The sequence below is a fragment of the Blautia sp. MSJ-9 genome (assembly GCF_018919065.1).
Classification (GTDB): domain Bacteria; phylum Bacillota; class Clostridia; order Lachnospirales; family Lachnospiraceae; genus Blautia_A.
The window spans coordinates 44,967-66,895 of the sequence record NZ_JAHLQG010000034.1; the positions used below are offsets into that span (position 1 = coordinate 44,967).

Consider the following 21,929-nt stretch of genomic DNA (forward strand, 5'->3'; position numbering starts at 1 on the left):
AATCCATTATAGCACATATACATAGGAAATGGTATTGCAGAGTTTATATATCCTTTACAAGTATTCCTAGCTTCCGGGCTAGATTGAGAAGTTCTTTGTTTGCAGCGTTCATGGTGCCGAACTCTTTCAGCGGGCAGATAACTTTCTGACACTGCTTCATAAGTTCTGCTGCATTTTCATAGTTTTTCTGTGAAATGCATTCAAATGGTTTCTCTGCAACTACCTGTGCTGCAAGAGCACTGGCTACCTGATAATCAACATCATTTGTATGAAGCACACCTGCTGCGAAAGGAATGCCCTGGCGCTGGAGTTTCCGGTAGATTGGAATTCCGCTTCCGTTGCCTCCGATCACGAATATCTGCGATGTGCCTTTCGGTGGTTCCATTTCCACGCACCCGAAGGCTGCATTGTAGCTTCCCCGGGTAATGCCGTACAGATTTCGAATGTAATCTGAGGTAAAAATTTCCTCCGGTGCACCGTATTTCTCTATGTATTCTCCATGAACACAAATAACTTTGTCAGAAACTTTCTGTGCAAGATCCAGCTCATGAAGAGACATTATGACTGTAAGCTGATTGTCCAGAACCATTTGTTTCAGAATTGTGAGCAGTTCCAGTTTATGACGGATATCCAGGAATGAAGTCGGCTCATCCAATACAATGATCTCCGGCTCCTGGCAAATGGCGCGGGCAAGGAGAATTCTCTGCCGCTGCCCATCACTGATGGCTGTAAAGTCTCTGTCTTTTAAGTCCCAGGCATGGACAGTTTCCATGGCTTCCTTTACTTTTACTTTGTCCTCTGCTGAAAGAATTCCCAGAGTACCTGTATAAGGGTAACGTCCGGTTGCTACGATATCTTCACAGGTCATTAATTCCGGACGCATTCTCTCTGTGAGAACAACTGCCAGTTTCTGCGATACTTCTTTGTTGGACATCTGACTCATCAGCTGTTTATCCAGATAAACCGTACCACTGATTGTGGCAAGCTGTCTGGTAATACTCTTAAGAATTGTGGATTTCCCGGCTCCATTTGGGCCGATCAGAGTAAGGATCTCACCCTTTTTTAACTGAATATTGATTTCTCTGATCAGTGGTTTACCGTCATAACCGACCGTCAGCTGATCTGTATGAAAAAAATACGGCTCTTTCGCAGGCGCTTTTTTATTTGTATTGTTATCCATTTTCTCTCTATATCTTTCCTTATATTTGTTTCTTTGCTCGTAACTATTCAGTATCTTCGCTCACAGTTACGAGTCAAAATCCATTGAAAATTGCTTTTGGTGATGGAAGTACATTCTGCCAACAGGTTATATTCTCTGCTGTCTGCGGATCATAATATAGATTACGACCGGTGCTCCGAACACTGCAGTTACGGAGCTGATACTGAGTTCTGTAGGCGCAAATACAGTTCTGGCTATCAGATCGCAGAAAAGGCAGAATACTGCTCCTCCAAGGAAACACGCAGGGATCACAAGGAGAGGTCTGGCTGTTTTGAGCAGGCTTTTAGCAATGTGTGGCACTGCGATTCCCACAAAGGATATCGGTCCTGCAAAAGCGGTCACACAGGCGGACAGAATGCTTGACAGCAGGATCAGTGCTACGCGAAACAGCTTGATATTCACGCCCATGTTCTGCGCATAGACTTCTCCTAACTGGTATGCACCGATAGGTTTTGACATGAAGAACACAATTACCATCGTGATCAGCACAACGACTGCCATTACCCGCACATTCGCCCATGACATTCCTGAGAAACTTCCCAGAGACCAGTTGTGGAGATTGACAATATTGGAATCATCTGCAAACGTAACCACAAAGTCTGTAACAGCGGAGCAGATATATCCGATCATAACACCACTGATGACCAGCATGGACATATTGTGGACCTTCTTTGCCACCAGCAGGACAAATCCCATGGAGATCATGGAACCAATAAAAGCTGCAATGATCATTGCCGCGGATCCCATAGAGATAGATCTGCTGAGGAAAAAGATCATCAGCAGGGCGACTACCAGCTTGGCTCCCGAGGAGATTCCAAGCACAAAAGGTCCTGCGATCGGGTTATTGAAAAATGTCTGCAGGAGAAATCCGGAAACGGAAAGTGCTCCTCCCAGGATGATAACTGCCAGGATTCTCGGAAGACGGATCTCCCATATGATATTATAGGCAGTGCTGTCCCCCTGATGTCTGAATATAATATTCAGGATTTCGCCTACGGAAAGGTGAATGCTTCCGGCATTTACGTTCCAGACAAATAAGATCACCAGCAGAACTGCCAGTATGATAAATGACAGCCAGTATCTGGCTGTACGTTTCTTGTCGTTCATGTCCTTGTTCCTTCTATCTTTTATTTGTTTTCTATGCTCTTATCCCGAATTATATGGATAAGAGCAAATTTGCTTATTTACTCAGATATAATACAAGGGCAAACTACAAGTTTTGCCCCTGTACTAAAATCCTGTCTGCAGGATTCCTTCTTATTAAACGAATATTCACAATCCACCTTCAACACTTACTTATAACTGTCCCTCTGTCTGATCCTTTGAATTTTTCTTTTATTTAAGTTTATGTATATAGTTGAGTTCTTCCAATGAATCATCATCTGTTGTCAGGATAGTGTGGATGTCTTCGATCATAGTTCCAAGTTCTGTTGTTTCCTGAAAAAGGTTCTTGCCTGTGCACCATACATTTCCATCTTTCACTGCCTTAAAATCTGCCAGAAGATTGCTCTTGGCAAGGAGTTCGTCAATGGTTGTAAGTTCTCCGTCAATGGTGCTGTTGTAAATAATGTAATCTGCATCTTTTGCTTTGGCATAGAACTCTTCCATCTGCATATTCATAGTGGACAGGGCATTATCGCTCTCTCCGGTGTCTTCCGGGACGTATTTGCCGCCTGCAAGTTCGATCATGTTGGACACATAATCATTATTTTTGCGGACATTGACAGCGCCTACGGAATTAATGTAAAAGAACGCTACTGTCTTGCCAGTGTCTTTATCGTCAGATGCAAGGACTTTGTCAAGCTTGTCTGTCTGTTCTTTAAAAGCTTTCTCTGCCACATCTTCTTTTCCAAGGAGAACTGCATAGAGTTTCATCCATTCGGTTCTGCCAAGAGGATGACTCTCATAACTGGAACGTTCTACCATGACCGGGATACCAAACTGCTCCAGTTTCTCCTGTACCTCAGGGTTATGATGGATCATGGTGGACTCAATGGCAAGACCACATCCCTCGTTCAGGATCAGTTCATAGTCCGGTGCATTGTATTTACCGGCATAGATCATCTTTCCGGCTTCCATGGCATCTTTGGCTTCCTGAATGTACCATCCGCTTTCCTTGGTTCCGGAGAGACGGATACTGTCAATGCCATCAATGGCACGAAAAAGATCCATGGCTGAAGTTGCTACCAGATAAATGTTATTCAGTGGCTGCTGGATTACTGTGATATCTTTATCCAGACCTTCCGGTGCTTCTTTTCCTTCCGGGACTACCAGAAACTGACCTTCCTGATCAATAGTGATAAGGACGTAGCCATCATTATAGTAGTCCACGCTGAATTCCTGCGCATAGGATAATTCCATACTGTGATCATAAGTCAGTCCCGGGATATCTGCCGGAGTACTGGTGCTGTCTTTGTCAGCTGCATTTACCGTGCAGGTACAGATCAGCATCATCGCCATCAGCAGAAAAGCATGAAATATTGTTTTCTGCAGTTTTGTAATTGAAATATTCTTTTTCATAACTGTATATTTCCGATTTATGTATTTTCTTTATTTAGTTTTTTGTATCTATTATTCAGCGTCTTTTGCTTTCGCTTCTTTGACAGTTGAGGAATCAAAGTTTAAGGTGTAGTCAATCTCATGAGGAGTACTCATTGCTACTGTATCAGCTGTTACTTCCATTTCTGCGTCAAATACACTGACCGGGATTTCGAAAGTGGAGTTTCCATCTTTATTGACTGGCTCATATTTTTCGCCATCTACGAGCATGTAATCGTAATTCGGGCTGCTCCATACGATAGTTGCTGTGGCTTTGTCGCCTTCTACTTTGATTGCAGCAGGAGAATCAACAGTTGCTCTGCCAGTTCCGCCTGTGAGGGTTACTTCCATTGTGTAGTCGCCATCCTCAAGGTTAAGATCTGCTAATGTTTTGCCTTTTTCGTCTTTGCTGTCTTTCTCTGTGTCTGCTGTTTCTGTGTCATCTTTCGCGTCTTCTTTTGTGTCTTCTGCATCTTTGGAAGCTGTGTCTTCGGTATCTGCTGCTTCTGCATCATCTGTTTTTACAGGATTGGTAACTCTTACTTTATGATCGTACCATTTGCCCTTGGTTCCGATAAGGGCTACGTCGAACTCTTCGTCAAGTGCAGGCACCGGGATATCGAAGCCGTATACTTCTTCGGTCATTCCATCGCTGTATGTAACAGTGTCTGTAGTTGGCTCAAGGAGTTCTGCGCCATCTTTTTTTGCATCTTCGGCTTTTCCGACGAACAGATTTACGATTTTCTTGGATGCAAGGCTTACATGAATAGTCATCTGACCATCTTTTACTGTGAGGGTTCCTTTTCCGTCGTTTGCTTCGTTCACATGGAACATTCCATTGTCAGTATCGAATTCTGCTGTATAAGTGCCATCCTCTAAGGTATCTCCCTTGGATGTGTCTGCATCTTTGCTTTCTTCATCTTTCGCATCTGTTTCTTCTGTGTCAGCTACGTCCTTATCTGCTGTTTCTTCTGTTGCAGTATCATCTTTTGTTTCTGCCAGGATTGGGCTTGTGCCGAGTAATGTTGCTGAAACTGTAAGGGCTGTCATTAATAAGGTGAATGAACGTTTTTTCATGATGTTACTCCTTTGTCTTATATATAAATTTTTGTTTTTCTTCTGTTAAATATTTTTCTTCTATAATAATAGATAAAATGAAATATTCTTCCTATAATAGTTGTTTTGTTTTTATTAAACTAAACCTGCCAGTGCAGATATACTATATGATAAAAAGTCTCATTCCTTTCTATCATATAGTATATCTGCCCGGGAACTTTTGCAAGTTCTCCGGGCAGTTTTTCGTTTGGACAATATTTAAAATCTTTTAATCGATTGATTATTCAGCGTCTGTTGTTTCCTCTGCTGCATCATCTGTTGCAGTATCATCAGCTGCTGCGTCATCTGTAGCTTCTGCATCGTCTGTTGCTTCTGCGTCATCAGATGTTCCAAGAGAGTCGATAGCTGCTTTTGTATGCTCTACATAGATATCTTCTACTGCTTCGATTCTTCCAAGACCTTCGATCTGGCAGTCAACGCTGTCAAATGCTCCGGATGTTTCAAACTGAGATTTCCAGGAATCTTCATCATCGCCAGCCATATCGTTGTTAGCGTGGTCACCAGCAACAACCATCAGAGGACGAAGGACTACATTCTTGAATCCTGCATCTTTAACTTTTGCGATAACTTCTTCGCAAGCTGTATCTTCTGGTTTACCTTCTACAGTACCGATGAAAGCGTTTGTGAATCCAAGGTCTTCCATCTGTGTCTGCATCTGGTCATATGTTACGTTAGCTGTATGGGATGTACCATGTCCCATGAATACGAATGCTGTACCAGCATCTGCTGCTGCCTGCATATCATCGAATCCTGCCTCCTGGCAAGCTGCATCTGTGATTGCCTGAGCAACTGCTTTCTTGTCATCGTTGATTACTGTAGCGTCCTCGCCTACTTCACCAAGCATTGGCTCTGCGATTGCAATAGATTCGAATTTATCTTTGTATTCGTTAACAGCATCTACCATCTCATCATACTCTGCACCATGCATCAGATGTGTAGGCTGTACAACAAGGTTCTTAACACCGTTGTCTACTGCACGGTCAAGTGCCTGCTGCATGTTATCGATTGCTTCATCATCTCTTGCTTCTACATGGTTAATGATGATCTGTGCTGTGAATGCACGTCTTACGGACCAGTCCGGATATGCTTCTGCAAGAGCATCTTCAATTCCTTTGATATCCTCTGCACGGCTATCGTTGAAGGATGTACCAAAGCTTACTACCAGAAGTTCGTTCTCACCGATTTCGTCCTGGTTACGTGGATCATCTTTGGAAGCATCACCTGTATCACGTCCAAAATACTCTGGGCTTGCTTCTTCACCTTCAACCAGTTCTTTCTGAGCATCTGTCAGTTTGTCCCATGCTTCTTTTGCTGCTTTGCAGTCTTCATCAGTTGTGTCATTTCTTTCCTGAACATAGATCTTGTCGATCAGGGCTGCTACTTCGTCAGCTGCTTTCTGATCATCATCAGAAGCTTCTGCTGTATCATCGGAAGCGTCCTCTGCTTCTGCATCATCTGTTGCTTCTGCGTCATCAGCTGATTCTTCTGTTGCTGTGTCATCAGAAGCAAATGCTACTGCGCCTGTTGCTGCTGTCATGGAACAGGTCATAGATACTGCAAGTAATAAAGCTAACATGGATTTTCTTTTCATTTCGTTTTTCCTCTTTTATTTTTCGTATTTCCGGACAGACGTATGCAAAGAAAAGCAGCTACATATACTGCAGCTGCCACTTTCCCATAAATACACGGTTGTTAATTATAAAAGAGCTATGTATAGTTATGAGAATACAGGTTCTGTAATACCGCAGACCTTAAATTCCACGCCAAGGCAGTTCTCCTGACTTCGATCATCGCCGCTTTTCCCTTCCCGGTCGCCCAGTGGTTTCTGAAAAGCAGCTCCCATACACAGTGACGGTATCGCTCCGGATTCTCACCGGATTCTCTTTTGTGCATCAATATGATGCAACCTTCGCGTTATAACATTGCACATATTCAATTCGGATACTCTTTTTTTATCACATCTGATAGAAAATGTCAATACAATTTGTTTATATTTTCTATTAATGTTTTTGCATTATATAAGAAATCATGCTGATTCTCTTACTTCATTCGTTACTGTTCGCTACACTCTCAGCAACATGTGAATAATAATCTTTATTCTGCTTCCGTTAGTGTTTTGAAGAAACAGGTTCTGCTGCCTGTATGGCAGGCTGCACCGATCTGTTCTACTTTCGCAAGGATGGTGTCGTTATCGCAGTCCAGAGTAAGAGACTTTACGAACTGGAGATGACCGGATGTAAGACCTTTGGTCCAGAGTTCGTTGCGGCTTCTGCTCCAGTAGGTCATCTTGCCGGTTTCGAGTGTGGCGTTAAAGGCTTCTTCGTTCATGTATGCGAGCATCAGAACTTCATTTGTCTGATAGTCCTGGGCAATGACAGGTACCATTCCGTCGCTGTTTAATTTGAAATCAGACCAGGCGATATTGCTTTTAAACTTTGGTGTGTTTTCCATTATAAGCTTCCTTTCGTGGATAATACATCTGTGATCCTTGGATCATAAGATGTAGCTGCATCCAGTGCTTTGGCAAAACTCTTAAACATAGCTTCTGCTACGTGATGGTTGTTCCCACCGGTTAAGACTTTAATATGAAGGTTCATGCCGCAGGAATAGGAAATGGCGTAGAAGAATTCTTTTACCATTTCTGTGGACATGTCACCGATCTTGTCTGTGGTAAATTCTGCATCCCATGCGAAATATGGTCTTCCGGACAGGTCGATTGCGCAGAGTACCAGGCATTCATCCATTGGAAGGATACAACTGCCATAGCGTTTGATTCCTTTTTTATCACCGATGGCTTCTTTTAATGCAGTTCCGAGAACGATTCCGGTGTCTTCGATGGTGTGGTGATCATCTACCTGAAGATCGCCGTGGACTCTGACACTGAGGTCAAAGAGTCCGTGACGGGTAAAGCCGTCCAGCATATGGTCGAAGAACCCTACACCTGTCTCGATGTCAGAATATCCGGTTCCGTCCAGATTTATTTTTAATTTAATTTCGGTTTCTTTTGTATTTCTTTCTACTGAGGCTTCTCTTGCCATGATTAAGTCCTCTCTGTTTTACATTTTATAATATTTTCACTTTATAATATCCAGGATAAAAAAGTCAGAAAACTATTCGTGCTTACACGATAAAGTTTTCAACTCAAACATCAATTTATGATGTTCAGGAAATAGAACCTTTAACAAATTTGAAAATCTCAGGTATTATATTATTCCTTATCTTCATCCTCGAAACGCACCGCAATGGAATTGGCATGTGCAGTGAGCTGTTCGGAGGTTGCAAACTGGATGATATCTTTATGGATGTCACGCAGTGCAGCTTTTGAATAGTATACGATACTGGATTTCTTAATAAAGTCGTCTACGGAAAGTGCGGAGAAGAACTTGGCTGTTCCGTTTGTCGGGAGAACATGGTTCGGGCCTGCGAAATAATCTCCCAGAGGCTCGGAGCTGTATTCACCGATAAAGATAGCGCCTGCATTCTTTACTTTCATCATATCTTCGAACGGGTTAGCTGTTACGATTTCCATATGTTCCGGCGCAATCTCGTTGGCTGCTTCGATTGCTTCATCCATGTCTTCTGCGATCAGGATATAGCCAAAGTTGTCCAGAGATTTCTGGATAATTTCTTTTCTGGAAAGGACTTCTACAAAACCTTTTACTTCTTCGTCTACTTTGGCAGCAAATTCTTCGCTTGTTGTGATCAGGATTGCGCAGGCAAGTTCATCGTGTTCTGCCTGAGAAAGAAGGTCTGCTGCCACGAAGTGCGGATTTGCTGTCTCATCTGCAAGAACAAGAATCTCGCTTGGACCTGCGATGGAGTCAATGCTTACGTATCCGTAAACTGCTTTCTTTGCAAGAGCTACGAAAATGTTTCCAGGACCTACGATCTTGTCTACTTTTGGGATGCTCTCTGTTCCAAAAGCAAGTGCTCCGATTGCCTGAGCGCCACCTACTTTATAGATTTCATCTGCTCCTGCTTCTTTGGCAGCTACCAGTGTGGAGGCACATACTTTGCCGTCTTTTCCAGGAGGTGTTGTCATAACGATGTGCGGTACACCGGCTACTTTTGCAGGTACGATATTCATCAGTACAGATGATGGGTAAACCGCTTTTCCGCCAGGTACATAAACACCGACACGGTTTAATGGAGTAACTTTCTGACCAAGCATAGTTCCATTTGTCTCGCTTGTGAACCAGCTGTTCTGGATCTGTTTTTCATGATATTTGCGGATGTTGACCAGAGCTTTGCGGATGACTCCAAGGAGCGCCGGATCGATCTGTGCATAGGCTTCTTCAATCTCTGCTTCTGTGACACGGATGGTCTCTTTTGTCACTTCTGCTTTGTCAAATTCTTTTGTATAGGCAAAGAGAGCTTCGTCTCCTTCATTTTTTACTTTGTCAAGAATCTGAGCAACTGTTGATTCGAATTTTCCGTAATTGTTCGGGCTTCTTTTCAGCAGATTCTCAAGAATATCTTTTGTGGATTCTTTTGTTAATTTTACTGTACGCATCTTTACATTTCCTCCTGCAGAACTCTTCTTAATTCATCAATCAGTTTGCGAATTCTCTCGTTCTCCATCTTCATGCTTACCTGGTTGACTACCATTCTGGCAGACAGTGGGCAAACTTCTTCTAATACTTTCAAGCCGTTTTCTTTCAGTGTGCTTCCGGTCTCTACGATATCCACGATCACTTCGGAAAGTCCGACGATCGGTGCAAGCTCGATAGAACCGTTTAATTTGATCAAGTCTACGGTCTGGTGTTTTCTGTTAAAGAAATAATCTTTTGCAATATTTGGATATTTGGTTGCCACACGGATCAGCTGATTGTTTTCCAGAACCTCTCTGGCGCTCTCCGGTCCGCAGACACACATTTTACATTTTCCAAATCCGAGGTCCATAACTTCATAAAGTTTACGGCCTTCTTCAAGGATGGTATCTTTTCCTACGATTCCGATGTCTGCTGCGCCGTATTCTACATAGGTAGGAACATCCGGTCCTTTGGCAAGGAAGAATTTCATCTTTAATTCTTCGTTGACGAAGATCAGTTTACGGGAATCTTTATCTTTCATTTCTTCGCAGGTAATCCCTGCTTTCTCAAACATTTCCATTGTCTTTTTGGCAAGTCTGCCTTTTGTCAGGGCAACTGTCAGGTATCTCATGGCTTATCTGACCTCCTTTTTCAAACGTAATGCTACACTTCTGCCTTCTGCACGAAGCTTCTGGGCTTCTTTGATGGCTTCTGCACGGTTCTGTGGCTCGTACTCGATCACTTCCGGCTTGTCTTCTTTCTCGGAGATCAGTTTCTGACTGGAAAGTGCGAGAAGGAGGTTGTCTACCTCAAGCGCAAAACCGATGGATGCGGCTGGTTTTCCGAAGTGTTTCATCAGACCGTTGTAGCGGCCGCCTTTGATCATTGGCTCGCCGGTTCCATAGGTGTATGCCTGGAAAATGATTCCTGTATAGTACTGGTATTTACTGAGCATGCCGAAATCAAAGGAGATGTATTTCTCATATCCGTAGTTCTTCATGATCTCGTAGATCTCTTCCAGTCTGGAAACGGCCTCTAATGCGCAGGCGTTGTTTGTGAGGCTTCTGGCTTTCTTTAAAACGTCTTCTGATCCGAACATCTGTGGGATTTCAACGAAAGATTTTACCAGGCTGTCTTTGATCTTCTGTTCTGCTACAAATTCTTCTACGCCGAAGGAGTTTTTCTGGGAGATCAGAGTGCGGAGACGTTCTTCTGCTTCCTGGTCGAGTTCTGCTTCTTTTAACAATGATTTGAAGTAGTCTACCTGTCCGACGCTGACCTGGAATTCGGTGAGGCCTGCTGCGAGGAGGCATTCTACTGTCATGGCAAGGAGTTCTGCATCTGCATCTGCAGATTCATCGCCAATTCGTTCTACGCCCATCTGGGTGGTTTCTTTGAGATGGCCTCTGTAGCTGGAGTTGTTGATGAAGGTATTGCCTGTGTAGCAGAGGCTTACTGGTTCTTTGTCCGGTGAAAAGTAGGTGGCGCAGGCTCTGGATACAGACGGGGTGAAGTCTGGTCTGAGTACGAGAGTGTTGCCTTCTCGGTCGAAGAATTTGTAGAGTTCTTTGGACGGGATAGTTCCTACTTCGCGGCTGAATACTTCGAAGTATTCGAAGGTTGGGGTTTCTATGTCTTCATATCCATAACGGTGGAAGACGCGATGGATTTTCTCCTGTACTTTCCTTTTCTGGCTACATTCGCCATTGTAAATGTCTCTTACACCTTCTGGGGTGTGAAAAATACGCTGCATGGTTTTGGTCCTCCTGTGGTTATGTATTGTGGTTTCTTAAACTTCTTAAATTAATGTTGTTTTCTTTGTTTCGCTTTAGTTTAGTAACGCGATACCAAGCTAATACGAAAACTAGGTAAAATTATAATGGGTTTTGGTGGAATTGTCAATCCCTTCTATATTATTTACATTATTATTTAATAAGAGACGCTCAGAAAGATATTTCCCCTCCAATGCGGTTTCGGTGTCTAAGAGCTTCTAAGTTCTCCGAAAATCTGCGTTATGAGCTGGGTTGTTCAATGTGGAAGTTTGTGATGAAATCTTCTTCTACTCTCTTTCATTTAGATCCATCTGAATCCCATCAAGATAAGGAACAAGAAATCCATTCTTCTTATTTAAATAATATTGATTATCCAATTCTTCCCGGCGGAAGCTTTTGCGGCCACCTTGCTGCATTCTATTCCAAAATGTGAGAAGGTGGCGCAGGGGGAGATAATAGAATTGATTTTCGTGGCTGTAGAATATGAGGAAGAATGCTACGCCTCCCTGTTTTTCGAATGCCTGCATGAATTCTACCTGATGGGGATGAATGTTTGCGAGGGGGAAGGTGTCTGTGGCGCATTCTTTGGCATCGAAGCAGACGGGGATTCCCTGGACTGCTCCGATGTAGTCTACGGTGCTTCGCTGTTCGAAGTAGGCCAGTGTGATATGGCGGTTTTCTTTGTCCATGCGGACGGGGGTGATCGGAGTTGGGATTTTCTGGATGAGTGCCAGTCCTTTTTCTCTGTATTGTTCGTTGGTGCGGTTTACGAGGTCTTCCAGGGTGGAGCCTCGCAATCCTCTGCTGTTCCAGGTTGCCACGGTGTTCCTCCATTATGTTTCTTATACTATATTGTCATAATATTTATGGATAACTTTAAAGCTCATCCTATGTCTATCCATAAATTGCAATAATCATTTAACATGATCAAGTTAATTTCTCGTTTATGTCAGCAAAAAGCGCCAATCAATAGAGTGGGAATTTATTTAAGCATCTTCACTGACGGATAATATCTGACAATCGCTTTGCCTACAAGTTCATCGAAAGTTACGAAACTGGTGGTTTTCCAGTAACGGGAGTCTTTGGAGTGGTTGCGGTTGTCTCCGAGTACGAAGTAACTATTCTCGGGGACTTCATATGAGCCGAAGGTTCCTCTTGGTGTTTCCGGGAGGAAGCTGTCATCCAGTGGGATTTCGGAGTCGTTGATGTAGACTTTGCCGTCTGTGATCTGGACTTTTTCTCCGGGGAGGCCGATGACTCGTTTGATGAAGAGCTGGCTTTCGTCGTCGGGATATTTGAAGATGACGATGTCGAAGCGTTCAGGGTCTTTTGTTTTCTTTGATATTTTGTGTCCGAAGAAGTTTATGTTGATGCCATATGCCAGTCGGAATCCGAAGATCCGGTCGCCAGTCATGATGGTTTTCTCCATTGATTCGGATGGAATTTTGGCATTGATGAGTACAACGTTATTTACGAGAGTCACGATCAGCACCACTGCTATGATCATTTTTGCGTAATCCCATACTTCTTTCCAGATTCTCATGATATACCTCCTCCAGGTGTTCTTCCTTGATGATTTTGAAAAAAAGCTCCGGTACCGGCGCCGTGAAGGTCTGGTCTGTTTCCGGAATTACTAATCTGTACGCATGGAGAAGCTGGTGTTTTACTCCATGACGGATGTATTGTCTGTTGAATTCGCTGTTACCGTATTTGGTGTCTCCCAACAGGGGATGTCCTGTACCTGCAAGGTGGGCACGGATCTGGTGGGTGCGGCCTGTGATGAGTTCGACTTCCAGAAGTGTCATTGTTCCGTTGCTGCCTAATGGTCGGTAGCCGGTTTCGATTGGAAGGGAATCTGGAAATTCCTGTCTGCTTACGGTTACTTTGTTTGTTTTTTTGTCTTTGTGCAGATAGCCTTTGATGTGGGCCGGTTTGTCCAGGTTTCCTTTTACCAAACAGAGATAGTATTTGTGAAGGGTTCTGTCGTGGAAGATTCTGGAGAGGAACTGGAGCCCTGAAAGGCTTTTGCCTGCGCAGACTATTCCGCTGGTGTTGCGGTCAAGGCGATTGCATACGGATGGTTTGAATGTTTTGAGCTGGTCTTCGGTGAGTTCGCCTTTTTTCAGAAGATATCCGATCAGGTATTCTACCAGGGATGGTTCGCCGTCATCTGCTGGCTGGGAAAGCATTCCAGCGGGTTTGTTAATGATGATGATATCGGAATCTTCATATATAATGTCCAGGTCGCAATACGCACGGGCTACCTGAGTGGTTCCGGCAAATTTGTCAAAGGTTTCGTCACTCAGGAACAGTTTGATTGTATCTCCTTTGAGGAGTTTCTCGTTTCCTGTAGCTTTTTTGCCGTTTAAGGTAATGTTCTTTTTGCGGAGCATTTTATAGAAGAAGCTTTTAGGAGCTTCTTTGAGAAGCTTGGCCAGATATTTGTCAAAGCGCTGGCCGGCTTCATTTTCTTCTATGATAAATTCTTTCATTATTAAAATATCTTTCTTAACTAATGTTCAATAAGTAACTATCTTCTTACTGTTATGAGCCCAAAATCTATTATCACAGACAATCTGGGATGAATTTGAGCCTCGTTACTGAAAATAAAATGAACAATGTGATAAATAAACCGTTGCTTCTGTATCTCTATAAACAAATGGCCAAAATCGTCTGGCGAATAAGTTCGTTTCTGGTGAGATCCGGGTATTTCTCGTCCGGAGTGAATTTGATTCCTTCTTCCAGGCTTTCTTTGTGGTCGTTCATGGAATCAAGACGTTCCAGGAAAGGACGGATATCTGTGAAGATTTTTACTGTGGCTTTGTAGCCGTTCTTACGGATAATCTTCTGGGCGTTGGTTTCCATGAAAGCGGCGTCGATCTTCGGATCGCTGCTGTAAGCTGCTACTGTGTTTCCGCAGATTGCTACTGCATCGATATAAGCGCTCTTTTCATAGAAAGTCATATAGAGTTCGTATGCCATGTCCAGTTTCCCCTGATGGGCGCGGATTTTCTGATAGAGTGCGCTGTCCATTGGTCTGCATTTGAAGATCATGATCAGGCCGACCATGGATTTGCAGGCCGGAAGGCACCCGACTACTGCTACAACTGTCCAGACGGTCATTCTGGTCTTGAAGTAGATCCAGGATGTGAAGAAGATAAATAATGGTACTGCAAAAAGAATCGCCGTGATGATCAGGCGGCGTTTCTTTTCGCTTTTGAAATATCCAAAATCACCTTTCGGAATTTTTTTTGATGTTTTCTGGTTTTTCTTTGCTGTCACTTGCGTCCTCCTCTGGAGTTTTTCTTGTGTGTATTTCGTATTGTATTTTTCTTAGATACAGATTTATCTCTACTGTTCTCCCGAAAATTTTCCTGACTTTTTCCTGTCGTTCTCGTCGTCCGGCTGTTTCCATAAGCTTCACTGCGGTTATTATTTCTGTTCTTAATGTTTCTGTTTCCACCGCGGGAATTGTTTCTATTGCCATTTCTGCTTCCATTTTCACTGCCCGGATGTTCCCCGTGTCCTTCACGGACTGGGCGGATCAGGCATTTCGGGCCATAGCCGACCAGATCCATTCTGCCGGTCATCTTCAAACCTTCCAGTACCAGTTCTCTGTTTGCAGGGTTCTTGTACTGCATCAGAGCTCGCTGGATGGCTTTCTCATGTGGATTTTTCGGCACATAAACTTTCTCTCCTGTAAGAGGATGGATTCCCGTGTAATACATACAGGTAGAGAGCGTGGACGGTGTCGGGTAAAAGTCCTGCACCTGTTCCGGTGTAAAGCCAAGGTCACGGACGTATTCCGCAAGCTTTACTGCTTCTTTCATGGTACATCCCGGATGGGAGGACATGAAATATGGTACTGCATACTGCTGCTTGCCAGTTTTCCTGTTTGCATCATCGTATTCCTTAAGGAACTGCTGATAAACACTGTGACTTGGTTTTCCCATGTATTTCAGCACCTGATCAGATACATGTTCAGGCGCTACACGAAGCTGTCCGCTTACATGATGTTCTACCAGTTCCCGCAGGAACGTCTTGTCCCTGTCTGCCACTACGTAATCAAAGCGTACACCGGAACGGATAAATACTTTCTTAACTCCCGGAATCTTACGCAGCTTCCGAAGTAAAGAAACATAGTCAGAATGGTCTACTGTCAGATTCTTACATGGTGTCGGGAAAAGACATTGCTTATTCTTACATACACCTTTCGTAAGCTGTTTCTGACAGGAGGTCTGTCTGAAATCTGCCGTCGGACCGCCTACATCATGAATATAGCCTTTGAAATCCGGGTCTTTCGTCATTCTGGTGGCTTCTTCGATCAGAGACTCATGGCTTCTGGTCTGGAGGATTCTTCCCTGATGGAATGTCAGAGCGCAAAAATTACAGCCTCCGAAGCATCCTCTGTTGCTTGTCAGGCTGAATTTAATCTCCTCCAGTGCCGGGATTCCTCCCATTTTCTCATACATCGGGTGAACTTTCTCTGTGTATGGAAGTGCATATACATCGTCCATCTCCTCCTGTGACAAAGGCATTGCCGGAGGGTTCTGAACAATATATCCTTTCGTCCCATAGGACTCTGCCATTGGTTTCGCAGTAAACGGGTCTGTATTCTGATACTGAACTGCAAAACTGTCTGCGTAGGCTTTCTTGTCCTCTTTTATCTCCTCATAAGATGGAAGAATGATCGGCTCATAAACTCTTGACAGATCTTTACATTTAAATACAGTTCCTGCAATAAATGTGATCTCCTCTACAGGAAGCCCACTGTCCAGTGCCTCTGCAATCTCGATAATGGAATGTTCACCCATTCCATAAGAGATCAGATCTGCGCCGGAGTCCAGAAGTACACTGTGTTTTACTTTATTATCCCAATAATCATAATGTGCCAGTCGTCTCAGGCTGGCTTCAATACCGCCCAGGATAATGGGCGTCTTTTTATAAGTCTGACGGATCAGATTGCTGTATACGATCACCGCGCGGTCAGGACGAAGTCCCATCTGGCCGCCTGGGGAATAGGAATCCTTCTGCCTGTGCTTCTTGGATACAGTATAGTGGTTTACCATGGAGTCCATGTTGCCCGCTGATACCAGAAATCCAAGACGCGGCTCGCCAAATACCTGGATGCTCTCTTTCTTCTTCCAGTCTGGCTGACTGATGATGCCTACTTTATATCCGCGGCTCTCCAGCAGTCTGCTGATGATCGCCGTGCCAAAGGACGGATGGTCCACGTAGGCATCGCCTGAAATATAGACAAAGTCCACCTGGTTCCATCCTCTCTCCTTCATTTCTTTCTTTGTTACCGGTAAAAAATCCTGCATTTAAATTTCCTCGTATGTATTTTAGACATGGTGATATACCGCCTGTGCACGGTATCCTTCCGAAATAATATCAAGCTGTCTGTGGAATCGCTTGAGCTGCTGGAGATCCTTTGTACGGAATACTCTCAGGAATTCATCCTGGATCTTCATGATCTCGCGTTTGTTTGCGATTTTGTACAGATTCTCGATATTGATCAGAATATCCTTCACCAGATTCGACTGCATCTGGGAGGAATTCTGTGCATCCATGATCTCATTTCGTACAGAAGACATCTCATGGTCAAGGGCATTGATGGCATCTGCCGCATTGCTCAGGCGCTCTGCCACATGCTCAGGCATATCGCCCTTATATTTATACTGCAAAGAATGCTCAATGGTAGCCCAGAAGTTCATGGCCATTGTCCGGATCTGGATCTCAGCCTGAAGTTTCTTAGGTCCATTGATCGTGTCTACAGTATAATAAATGATCAGATGATAACTTCTGTATCCACTCTGTTTAATATGTTTCAGATAATTCTTCTCACTCTTTATGGTCATATCGCTTCTCTTCTGAATCATGGAAGCGACAGTCTCTATATCCTCTTCAAACTGGCAGATAATACGGATACCTGCGATATCCTCCAGTTCTTCCTCCATCTTCTCCATCGGAATATGCTTGCGCTGCATTTTCTCAAGGATACTGCTCACGCTCTTGACTCTGCCCTCAACCTGTTCGATCGGACAGTAAATGTCGTTCTCTTTGCATTCCTCGATAATGTGGGTGAATTTAACTTCCAGCTCTTTTACAGCCAGTTCATACGGGCACAAAATGCTTCTCCATAACTGTATTTCCATTTTCACTCGCTCCTTGCATTTCATACATTTTGTTATTATAGCATAGATTAAAAAAAATATCTCGCTAATATGAATAGTTTCTGATTTTTTTAGAAATGGCTTTCAGTACCCAGTAAGGGTTGACGCTCAGTTCTTCATAATGCGGTGTCCTGATGTAGATCCCCAGATGAAGATGGACCGGAAACATGCCCTGCGTGCCTTCGCCGCCATAGCCTGTATTTCCCATATATCCCAGGATATCTCCTGCAGATATTTCCTCACCTGTCCGGAATTCTTTCTCATATGCATCTAAATGGGCATAATAAAAATACCCGCCTTTCGGGGCACGTATTCCGATCCTGTAGCCGCCCAAGGGAAGCCAGCCTATATTCTCCACCACACCGTCTGTAATACTTAAAACCGGATAATACCCCGGTTCTTTTTCTGTGCCGAACAGATCACAGCCTTCGTGTGTGCGCGGACCTCCATAGTCTCTGGGTGCACCGTAAGAATTCTCGAAATAGATTTCTGTAGATGGAATGGGAAAATATTTCAGATCCGACCAGACGGACTGGTAAGCACCTTTGAGCTGTTCATATTCTGCCGGTTTGTATTTCTGATAGGGTGTTGCATCAGGCAGCACCTGTTCTGGATAAAAATCGGAGTTCAGCATAGTTGCTGTCAGAATATCTATAAAGCTATCTGTGCCTGTTTCTTTATCTGCTGCCATTTTCCATATCCTGCGATATAATCCCGACGTTATGTGCTGCTGTCTGAAATCAGTCCGCTCACAGGAATCTGCCTTTAAAACAGATGCCCGGCTGCGCAGTTTCAGTGTTGTCTCCAGCATACCGGTTATAAGCAAAAGTGCCAGTAATGACAAAATACAGCGAAACAGGGGAGTCCGTGTATCGTACGGATCAAACATTTAAGATACCTCCGCATTCTGATACAATATATGCAGAAAGTTAACAGCATAGAACAAAAAAATTCTATGCATTGCAAAGCATGTGACTGACCATGAATTGAATCGTAACGTTTTTTCTGTCGCAGAAACATCACAGAGTAATTTCGCAGGACAGAAAAACACCCCGCCATTATATGCAATGACAGGGTGCAGATATTATTTATCAGTCTTTCAGATTTTCCAGAACTTTTACAAGATATTTCCATACTCTCTCTGTAGAAGAAATGCTGAGGACTTCCTCAGATGTGTGGATATCCTTCATATCCGGTCCGAGAGATACGCAGTCGAGGCCTTCCATCTTCTTATAGAAAAGTCCGCACTCAAGTCCTGCGTGGATGGCTACTACATTTGGTTTCTGGCCGTACATCTCTTCGTATACTTCCACCATCTTGTCACGAAGCGGTGAATCCTTGCGGTATTCCCATGCAGGGTATACGCCCTGTCTCTCATATTCTCCTCCAAGGAACTCTGTCAGATACTGGATCTTATCAGAAAGTGCATCGCGTGCTGTTTCCACAGAACTTCTGATGCTGGAGCTTCCCAGCACTTCATCCTCAGATGTTTTCAGGATACCGATGTTTGTGGATGTTTCTACCAGACCTGCGATCGTTCCGCTCATTTTCTGAACACCGTATGGTACGTTTACAAGGAAGAATACTACTTTCTCCTTGCTTGTCGGATGAAGAACTTTCACTTCTTTCTCGCCGTCATCTGTAACAGTTACTGTGATTCCCTCATCAGTTCCTGCATACTCTTCTCTCCATGCATTCTGCATATAAGCGGCATATTCTTTCACTGCTTCCACATCTTCTTTAAGAATCAAAAGCTCTGCTGTAGATTCTCTTGTGATTGCATTGTCCTTCTGTCCGCCCTGCACACTGATCAGCTCATAATCTGCCGCCTTCTTAAGTCCATAGAGGAATTTTCCCAGAAGGGAGTTTGCATTTGCACGGTTCTTATCAATCTCAGCACCTGAATGACCGCCCATCAGTCCGCTGATCTTAACGGTCAGCTTCTCACCTTTTGCTTCCAGTCTTGTTACCGGGATATGGCTGATTCCGGAAAGTCCGCCTGCACAGCTGATCCAGAGGCTTCCTTCTGCTTCTGAATCCAGATTGATAAATCTTCTTCCTTTTAATACGCTGCAGTCAAAGCCAACCGCTCCGAGAAGTCCGATTTCCTCATCAACTGTGATAAATACTTCAAGCGGCGGATGTGCGATGGTATCACTCTCCAGAAGTGCAAGTCCGTAAGCGACTGCGATTCCGTCATCACCACCAAGGGTGGTTCCGTTTGCAGAAATATAGTCTCCTTCTACAGAAAGATTTAAGCCGTCTTTTGTAAAATCATGCTCTACATCCGGGCGTTTCTCACATACCATGTCCATATGTCCCTGAATGATCACAGTAGGTGCATTCTCGTATCCTGCTGTTCCTGGTTTGTAAATGACTACGTTGTTCATTTCATCCTGAATATATTTCAGGCCATGATCTTTCGCAAACTGCACTAAATAATCACTGATCTGTTTTGTATTTCCTGATCCGTGAGGGATCTTGCAGATTTCCTCAAAATAATGGAATACTCTTTTTGGTTCGCAATTCTCTAAAACTGCCATAATTACATTACCTCCAAAAATCACATGTTTTAAAAAAGAATCCTGTAAACAGGACCTAATTATAAAAAATCTGATGACACCAGATATATTTTACCTGAATACTATAGCATTTATTTTTCTTCTGTGCCATATAAATTTTATAAAGAATTTATAAAATGACCGGTGTCTATGGAACATATTATAACCGATATCCACTTTCGATGTTCCGGTATCCAGAAAAAGCTGAAAAATCTGCTGTATATCCTTGGAATTCTGGGACTTCTGCTCTTTCTTCTGATGCATCCAGCAGAAAGTCTAACATGTGCCAGAGCAGGAATGACTCTGTGGCTGAATACTTTAATTCCTACACTGCTTCCTTTCATTATCCTTACAGGAGTGCTGACACATACAGATGGAATTCAAAAACTGCTTCCGCCGTTGGAAGCTTTCTTTCGCAGGATTCTCGGTGTCAGCAGCTGGGGCGGCTACATATTTGTACTTGGCATGCTGTGTGGGTACCCTCTGGGTGTCAAACTGGTTTCTGATCTGTATGCCTCCCGCAGGATCAGTAAAAAAGAAGCTTTATATCTTACCACATTCTGCAATAATCCAAGTCCGGCTTTTATCATCACATATCTGAGTAAATTCTGCCTTAAAGATGCTGTTCCTGCTTTGCTGATCTTTCTCAGCATTTTTTCTGCTGATCTGGTGTGTATGTTGTTCTTTCGATTTGTTGTATACAGAAATATTTTTTCTGACTGTCCGGTCCCTGTAACTGCAAGTTCAGCCAAAGAGCCTTCCGACATAACTTCAATCCAAAATCTTCTGGATGCTTCGATCATGAATGGGTTTGAAACGATCACACGACTTGGGGGATATATCCTGCTCTTTTCTATTCTTGCCGGATGTATCCGATATTATCACCCTTTTCCTGCTTTCTGGCAATATCTGTTATTGGGATTTACTGAAATTACTACCGGCCTTTCTCTTATTGCAGATTCCGGGCTGCCGGGTATCATACGTATCATCACTTCTGTTGCAGCAACTGCATCCGGAGGGCTATGTATCCTTGCTCAGACCAGAAGTGTTCTTCACCGCGATCTCAGTCTAGTGCCTTATATAATTTCCAAATGTATCAACGCAGTGCTTGCTGCCGGTATTCTTTACTATTTTATAATGTAAGAAAGAGTCTTGTCCTAATTTCTTATGATAACAAAAAAGAATCCTGCTTGCAGGATTCTCCGCTTGCGGCAGGTCGCTTCAGCAACATAATTCCTCTCCGACACAGTGCGATCCTGCCCGTAGGATTTTTTATGTCATAGGAACTCCTATGACATAAAAAAGGTCAGGAAAACTTCCTGACCCTGGTAATATACTTATTCTTAGTTCTCGCCCAGATCATCTAACAGGTCATCATCATCGTCTTTATCATCATCATGATAAGAACCTGTAATTGCTGCTGCCTGAGCTGTCTGTGGTGCAAGTTCCTGACGGTTGTGGTTAACAACATCAAGGCAACTCTGCAGGGAATCAATGAATACTTTATATTTAGCTCCTGCATCCTCTAATGTTGTATTAAGAACACTGCCGATATTTGCCATCATATCATCTGTATATGTGATAGCACTGAGACGAATGCTGTTGGCATCCTGTGTTGCAGAATCAAGAATCTCCTGAGCCTGCTTATTGGCTGCATTGATGGTATCATTTGCCTGTGCATATGCTTTCTGCATGATCTCATGCTGTGTTACCAGTTCCTGAGCTCTTGCCTGTGCATCTGCGACCAGAGCATCTGCTTTAGACTGTGCATCCTCAAGGATTGCATCTTTATTATTAATTATCTTCTGATAACGTTTGATCTCATCTGGAGTTTTCAGACGAAGTTCTCTCAGAAGTTCTTCGATCTCTTCTTTATTCACGACAATCTTGGTAGTTGACAGTGGCTGGAATTTACAGCTCTCTACATATTCCTCGATCTCACCGATAATCTGTTCAATTCTGCTGCTCATAGTATATACTCTCCTTATTTTCTCTATTGATATTACTGTTCACTT

General features: G+C 43.5%; 19 protein-coding genes, 1 pseudogene and 1 riboswitch. Of the genes and pseudogenes, 1 reads left to right on the forward strand and 19 read right to left on the reverse strand.

Annotated features, from left to right (window positions below):
• Nucleotides 1-43: 43 nt before the first annotated feature.
• The 18 genes and pseudogenes from KQI87_RS09285 to KQI87_RS09370 all read right to left on the reverse strand — a co-directional run bounded on the left by KQI87_RS09285 (nucleotide 44) and on the right by KQI87_RS09370 (nucleotide 19,896).
• Nucleotides 44-1,180, reverse strand: coding sequence for an ATP-binding cassette domain-containing protein (locus KQI87_RS09285; protein ID WP_216459896.1), 1,137 nt, complete (start codon nucleotides 1,178-1,180; stop codon nucleotides 44-46).
• 126 nt (nucleotides 1,181-1,306) lie between these two features.
• Complete coding sequence (locus KQI87_RS09290; protein ID WP_216459897.1) at nucleotides 1,307-2,326, reverse strand: FecCD family ABC transporter permease; 1,020 nt, start codon at nucleotides 2,324-2,326, stop codon at nucleotides 1,307-1,309.
• 228 nt (nucleotides 2,327-2,554) lie between these two features.
• Nucleotides 2,555-3,673, reverse strand: a complete 1,119-nt coding sequence (locus tag KQI87_RS09295; RefSeq protein WP_442860613.1) for an ABC transporter substrate-binding protein — start codon at nucleotides 3,671-3,673, stop codon at nucleotides 2,555-2,557.
• A gap of 117 nt (nucleotides 3,674-3,790) precedes the next feature.
• Nucleotides 3,791-4,834, reverse strand: a complete 1,044-nt coding sequence (locus tag KQI87_RS09300; protein WP_216459899.1) for a hypothetical protein — start codon at nucleotides 4,832-4,834, stop codon at nucleotides 3,791-3,793.
• Nucleotides 4,835-5,093: 259 nt separating this feature from the next.
• On the reverse strand, nucleotides 5,094-6,464 hold the full coding sequence (locus KQI87_RS09305) for a sirohydrochlorin cobaltochelatase (protein ID WP_216459900.1): 1,371 nt from the start codon (nucleotides 6,462-6,464) through the stop codon (nucleotides 5,094-5,096).
• Between the two features lie 159 nt (nucleotides 6,465-6,623).
• Nucleotides 6,624-6,799: riboswitch (cobalamin riboswitch) on the reverse strand.
• Between the two features lie 171 nt (nucleotides 6,800-6,970).
• A pseudogene (hisI, locus tag KQI87_RS09310) lies at nucleotides 6,971-7,306 on the reverse strand (phosphoribosyl-AMP cyclohydrolase); the annotation flags it as partial.
• Between the two features lie 17 nt (nucleotides 7,307-7,323).
• Nucleotides 7,324-7,911 (reverse strand): imidazoleglycerol-phosphate dehydratase HisB, encoded by a 588-nt coding sequence (gene hisB / locus KQI87_RS09315; protein WP_216459902.1) that lies wholly within the window; start codon nucleotides 7,909-7,911, stop codon nucleotides 7,324-7,326.
• A gap of 170 nt (nucleotides 7,912-8,081) precedes the next feature.
• Nucleotides 8,082-9,386, reverse strand: a complete 1,305-nt coding sequence (gene hisD, locus KQI87_RS09320; protein WP_216459903.1) for a histidinol dehydrogenase — start codon at nucleotides 9,384-9,386, stop codon at nucleotides 8,082-8,084.
• A 2-nt stretch (nucleotides 9,387-9,388) separates the two neighbouring features.
• Nucleotides 9,389-10,036: an ATP phosphoribosyltransferase gene (gene hisG / locus KQI87_RS09325; RefSeq protein WP_216459904.1), complete on the reverse strand. Its 648-nt coding sequence runs from the start codon at nucleotides 10,034-10,036 to the stop codon at nucleotides 9,389-9,391.
• A 3-nt stretch (nucleotides 10,037-10,039) separates the two neighbouring features.
• Complete coding sequence (hisZ, locus tag KQI87_RS09330; RefSeq protein ID WP_216459905.1) at nucleotides 10,040-11,158, reverse strand: ATP phosphoribosyltransferase regulatory subunit; 1,119 nt, start codon at nucleotides 11,156-11,158, stop codon at nucleotides 10,040-10,042.
• 306 nt (nucleotides 11,159-11,464) lie between these two features.
• On the reverse strand, nucleotides 11,465-11,998 hold the full coding sequence (locus tag KQI87_RS09335; protein WP_216459906.1) for a Holliday junction resolvase RecU: 534 nt from the start codon (nucleotides 11,996-11,998) through the stop codon (nucleotides 11,465-11,467).
• A gap of 161 nt (nucleotides 11,999-12,159) precedes the next feature.
• Nucleotides 12,160-12,720, reverse strand: coding sequence for a signal peptidase I (gene lepB / locus KQI87_RS09340; protein ID WP_216459907.1), 561 nt, complete (start codon nucleotides 12,718-12,720; stop codon nucleotides 12,160-12,162).
• Nucleotides 12,644-13,669: an RluA family pseudouridine synthase gene (locus KQI87_RS09345; RefSeq protein ID WP_216459908.1), complete on the reverse strand. Its 1,026-nt coding sequence runs from the start codon at nucleotides 13,667-13,669 to the stop codon at nucleotides 12,644-12,646. The genes lepB and KQI87_RS09345 overlap by 77 nt, the downstream gene beginning before the upstream one ends.
• Nucleotides 13,670-13,826: 157 nt before the next feature.
• Nucleotides 13,827-14,459 (reverse strand): hypothetical protein, encoded by a 633-nt coding sequence (locus KQI87_RS09350; protein ID WP_216459909.1) that lies wholly within the window; start codon nucleotides 14,457-14,459, stop codon nucleotides 13,827-13,829.
• A complete protein-coding gene (locus KQI87_RS09355; RefSeq protein WP_216459910.1) occupies nucleotides 14,456-16,501 on the reverse strand; it encodes a YgiQ family radical SAM protein in 2,046 nt (681 codons plus the stop codon). The genes KQI87_RS09350 and KQI87_RS09355 overlap by 4 nt, the downstream gene beginning before the upstream one ends.
• A 21-nt stretch (nucleotides 16,502-16,522) precedes the next feature.
• On the reverse strand, nucleotides 16,523-17,335 hold the full coding sequence (locus KQI87_RS09360; protein ID WP_216459911.1) for a GTP pyrophosphokinase: 813 nt from the start codon (nucleotides 17,333-17,335) through the stop codon (nucleotides 16,523-16,525).
• 64 nt (nucleotides 17,336-17,399) lie between these two features.
• A complete protein-coding gene (locus KQI87_RS09365; protein ID WP_253292444.1) occupies nucleotides 17,400-18,242 on the reverse strand; it encodes a M23 family metallopeptidase in 843 nt (280 codons plus the stop codon).
• Nucleotides 18,243-18,444: 202 nt separating this feature from the next.
• The gene (locus tag KQI87_RS09370; RefSeq protein ID WP_216459912.1) at nucleotides 18,445-19,896 is read right to left on the reverse strand and encodes an aminoacyl-histidine dipeptidase; all 1,452 of its coding nucleotides are present in this window, start codon (nucleotides 19,894-19,896) and stop codon (nucleotides 18,445-18,447) included.
• A 168-nt stretch (nucleotides 19,897-20,064) separates the two neighbouring features.
• Here KQI87_RS09370 and KQI87_RS09375 point away from each other — a divergent pair, with 168 nt between their 5' ends.
• Entirely contained in the window at nucleotides 20,065-21,057 is a 993-nt protein-coding gene (locus KQI87_RS09375) for a hypothetical protein (protein WP_253292445.1), read from the forward strand.
• Between the two features lie 200 nt (nucleotides 21,058-21,257).
• On the opposite strand, the gene KQI87_RS09380 is transcribed toward KQI87_RS09375, so the two are convergent.
• Entirely contained in the window at nucleotides 21,258-21,884 is a 627-nt protein-coding gene (locus KQI87_RS09380; RefSeq protein WP_216459913.1) for an ATPase, read from the reverse strand.
• Nucleotides 21,885-21,929 lie beyond the last annotated feature (45 nt).

Excerpts from the sequence above, each read along its gene's own strand:
- KQI87_RS09295 (WP_442860613.1), bottom strand. The coding sequence starts at position 3,673 with ATGATGCTGATCTGTACCTGCACGGTAAATGCAGCTGACAAAGACAGC.
- KQI87_RS09370 (WP_216459912.1), bottom strand. The coding sequence starts at position 19,896 with ATGGCAGTTTTAGAGAATTGCGAACCAAAAAGAGTATTCCATTATTTT.
- KQI87_RS09285 (WP_216459896.1), bottom strand. The coding sequence starts at position 1,180 with ATGGATAACAATACAAATAAAAAAGCGCCTGCGAAAGAGCCGTATTTT.
- hisB (WP_216459902.1), bottom strand. The coding sequence starts at position 7,911 with ATGGCAAGAGAAGCCTCAGTAGAAAGAAATACAAAAGAAACCGAAATT.
- KQI87_RS09380 (WP_216459913.1), bottom strand. The coding sequence starts at position 21,884 with ATGAGCAGCAGAATTGAACAGATTATCGGTGAGATCGAGGAATATGTA.
- KQI87_RS09345 (WP_216459908.1), bottom strand. The coding sequence starts at position 13,669 with ATGAAAGAATTTATCATAGAAGAAAATGAAGCCGGCCAGCGCTTTGAC.
- KQI87_RS09290 (WP_216459897.1), bottom strand. The coding sequence starts at position 2,326 with ATGAACGACAAGAAACGTACAGCCAGATACTGGCTGTCATTTATCATA.
- KQI87_RS09305 (WP_216459900.1), bottom strand. The coding sequence starts at position 6,464 with ATGAAAAGAAAATCCATGTTAGCTTTATTACTTGCAGTATCTATGACC.
- KQI87_RS09300 (WP_216459899.1), bottom strand. The coding sequence starts at position 4,834 with ATGAAAAAACGTTCATTCACCTTATTAATGACAGCCCTTACAGTTTCA.
- KQI87_RS09375 (WP_253292445.1), top strand. The coding sequence starts at position 20,065 with ATGGAACATATTATAACCGATATCCACTTTCGATGTTCCGGTATCCAG.
- hisD (WP_216459903.1), bottom strand. The coding sequence starts at position 9,386 with ATGCGTACAGTAAAATTAACAAAAGAATCCACAAAAGATATTCTTGAG.
- hisZ (WP_216459905.1), bottom strand. The coding sequence starts at position 11,158 with ATGCAGCGTATTTTTCACACCCCAGAAGGTGTAAGAGACATTTACAAT.
- hisG (WP_216459904.1), bottom strand. The coding sequence starts at position 10,036 with ATGAGATACCTGACAGTTGCCCTGACAAAAGGCAGACTTGCCAAAAAG.
- KQI87_RS09360 (WP_216459911.1), bottom strand. The coding sequence starts at position 17,335 with ATGGAAATACAGTTATGGAGAAGCATTTTGTGCCCGTATGAACTGGCT.
- KQI87_RS09365 (WP_253292444.1), bottom strand. The coding sequence starts at position 18,242 with ATGTTTGATCCGTACGATACACGGACTCCCCTGTTTCGCTGTATTTTG.
- lepB (WP_216459907.1), bottom strand. The coding sequence starts at position 12,720 with ATGAGAATCTGGAAAGAAGTATGGGATTACGCAAAAATGATCATAGCA.
- KQI87_RS09355 (WP_216459910.1), bottom strand. The coding sequence starts at position 16,501 with ATGCAGGATTTTTTACCGGTAACAAAGAAAGAAATGAAGGAGAGAGGA.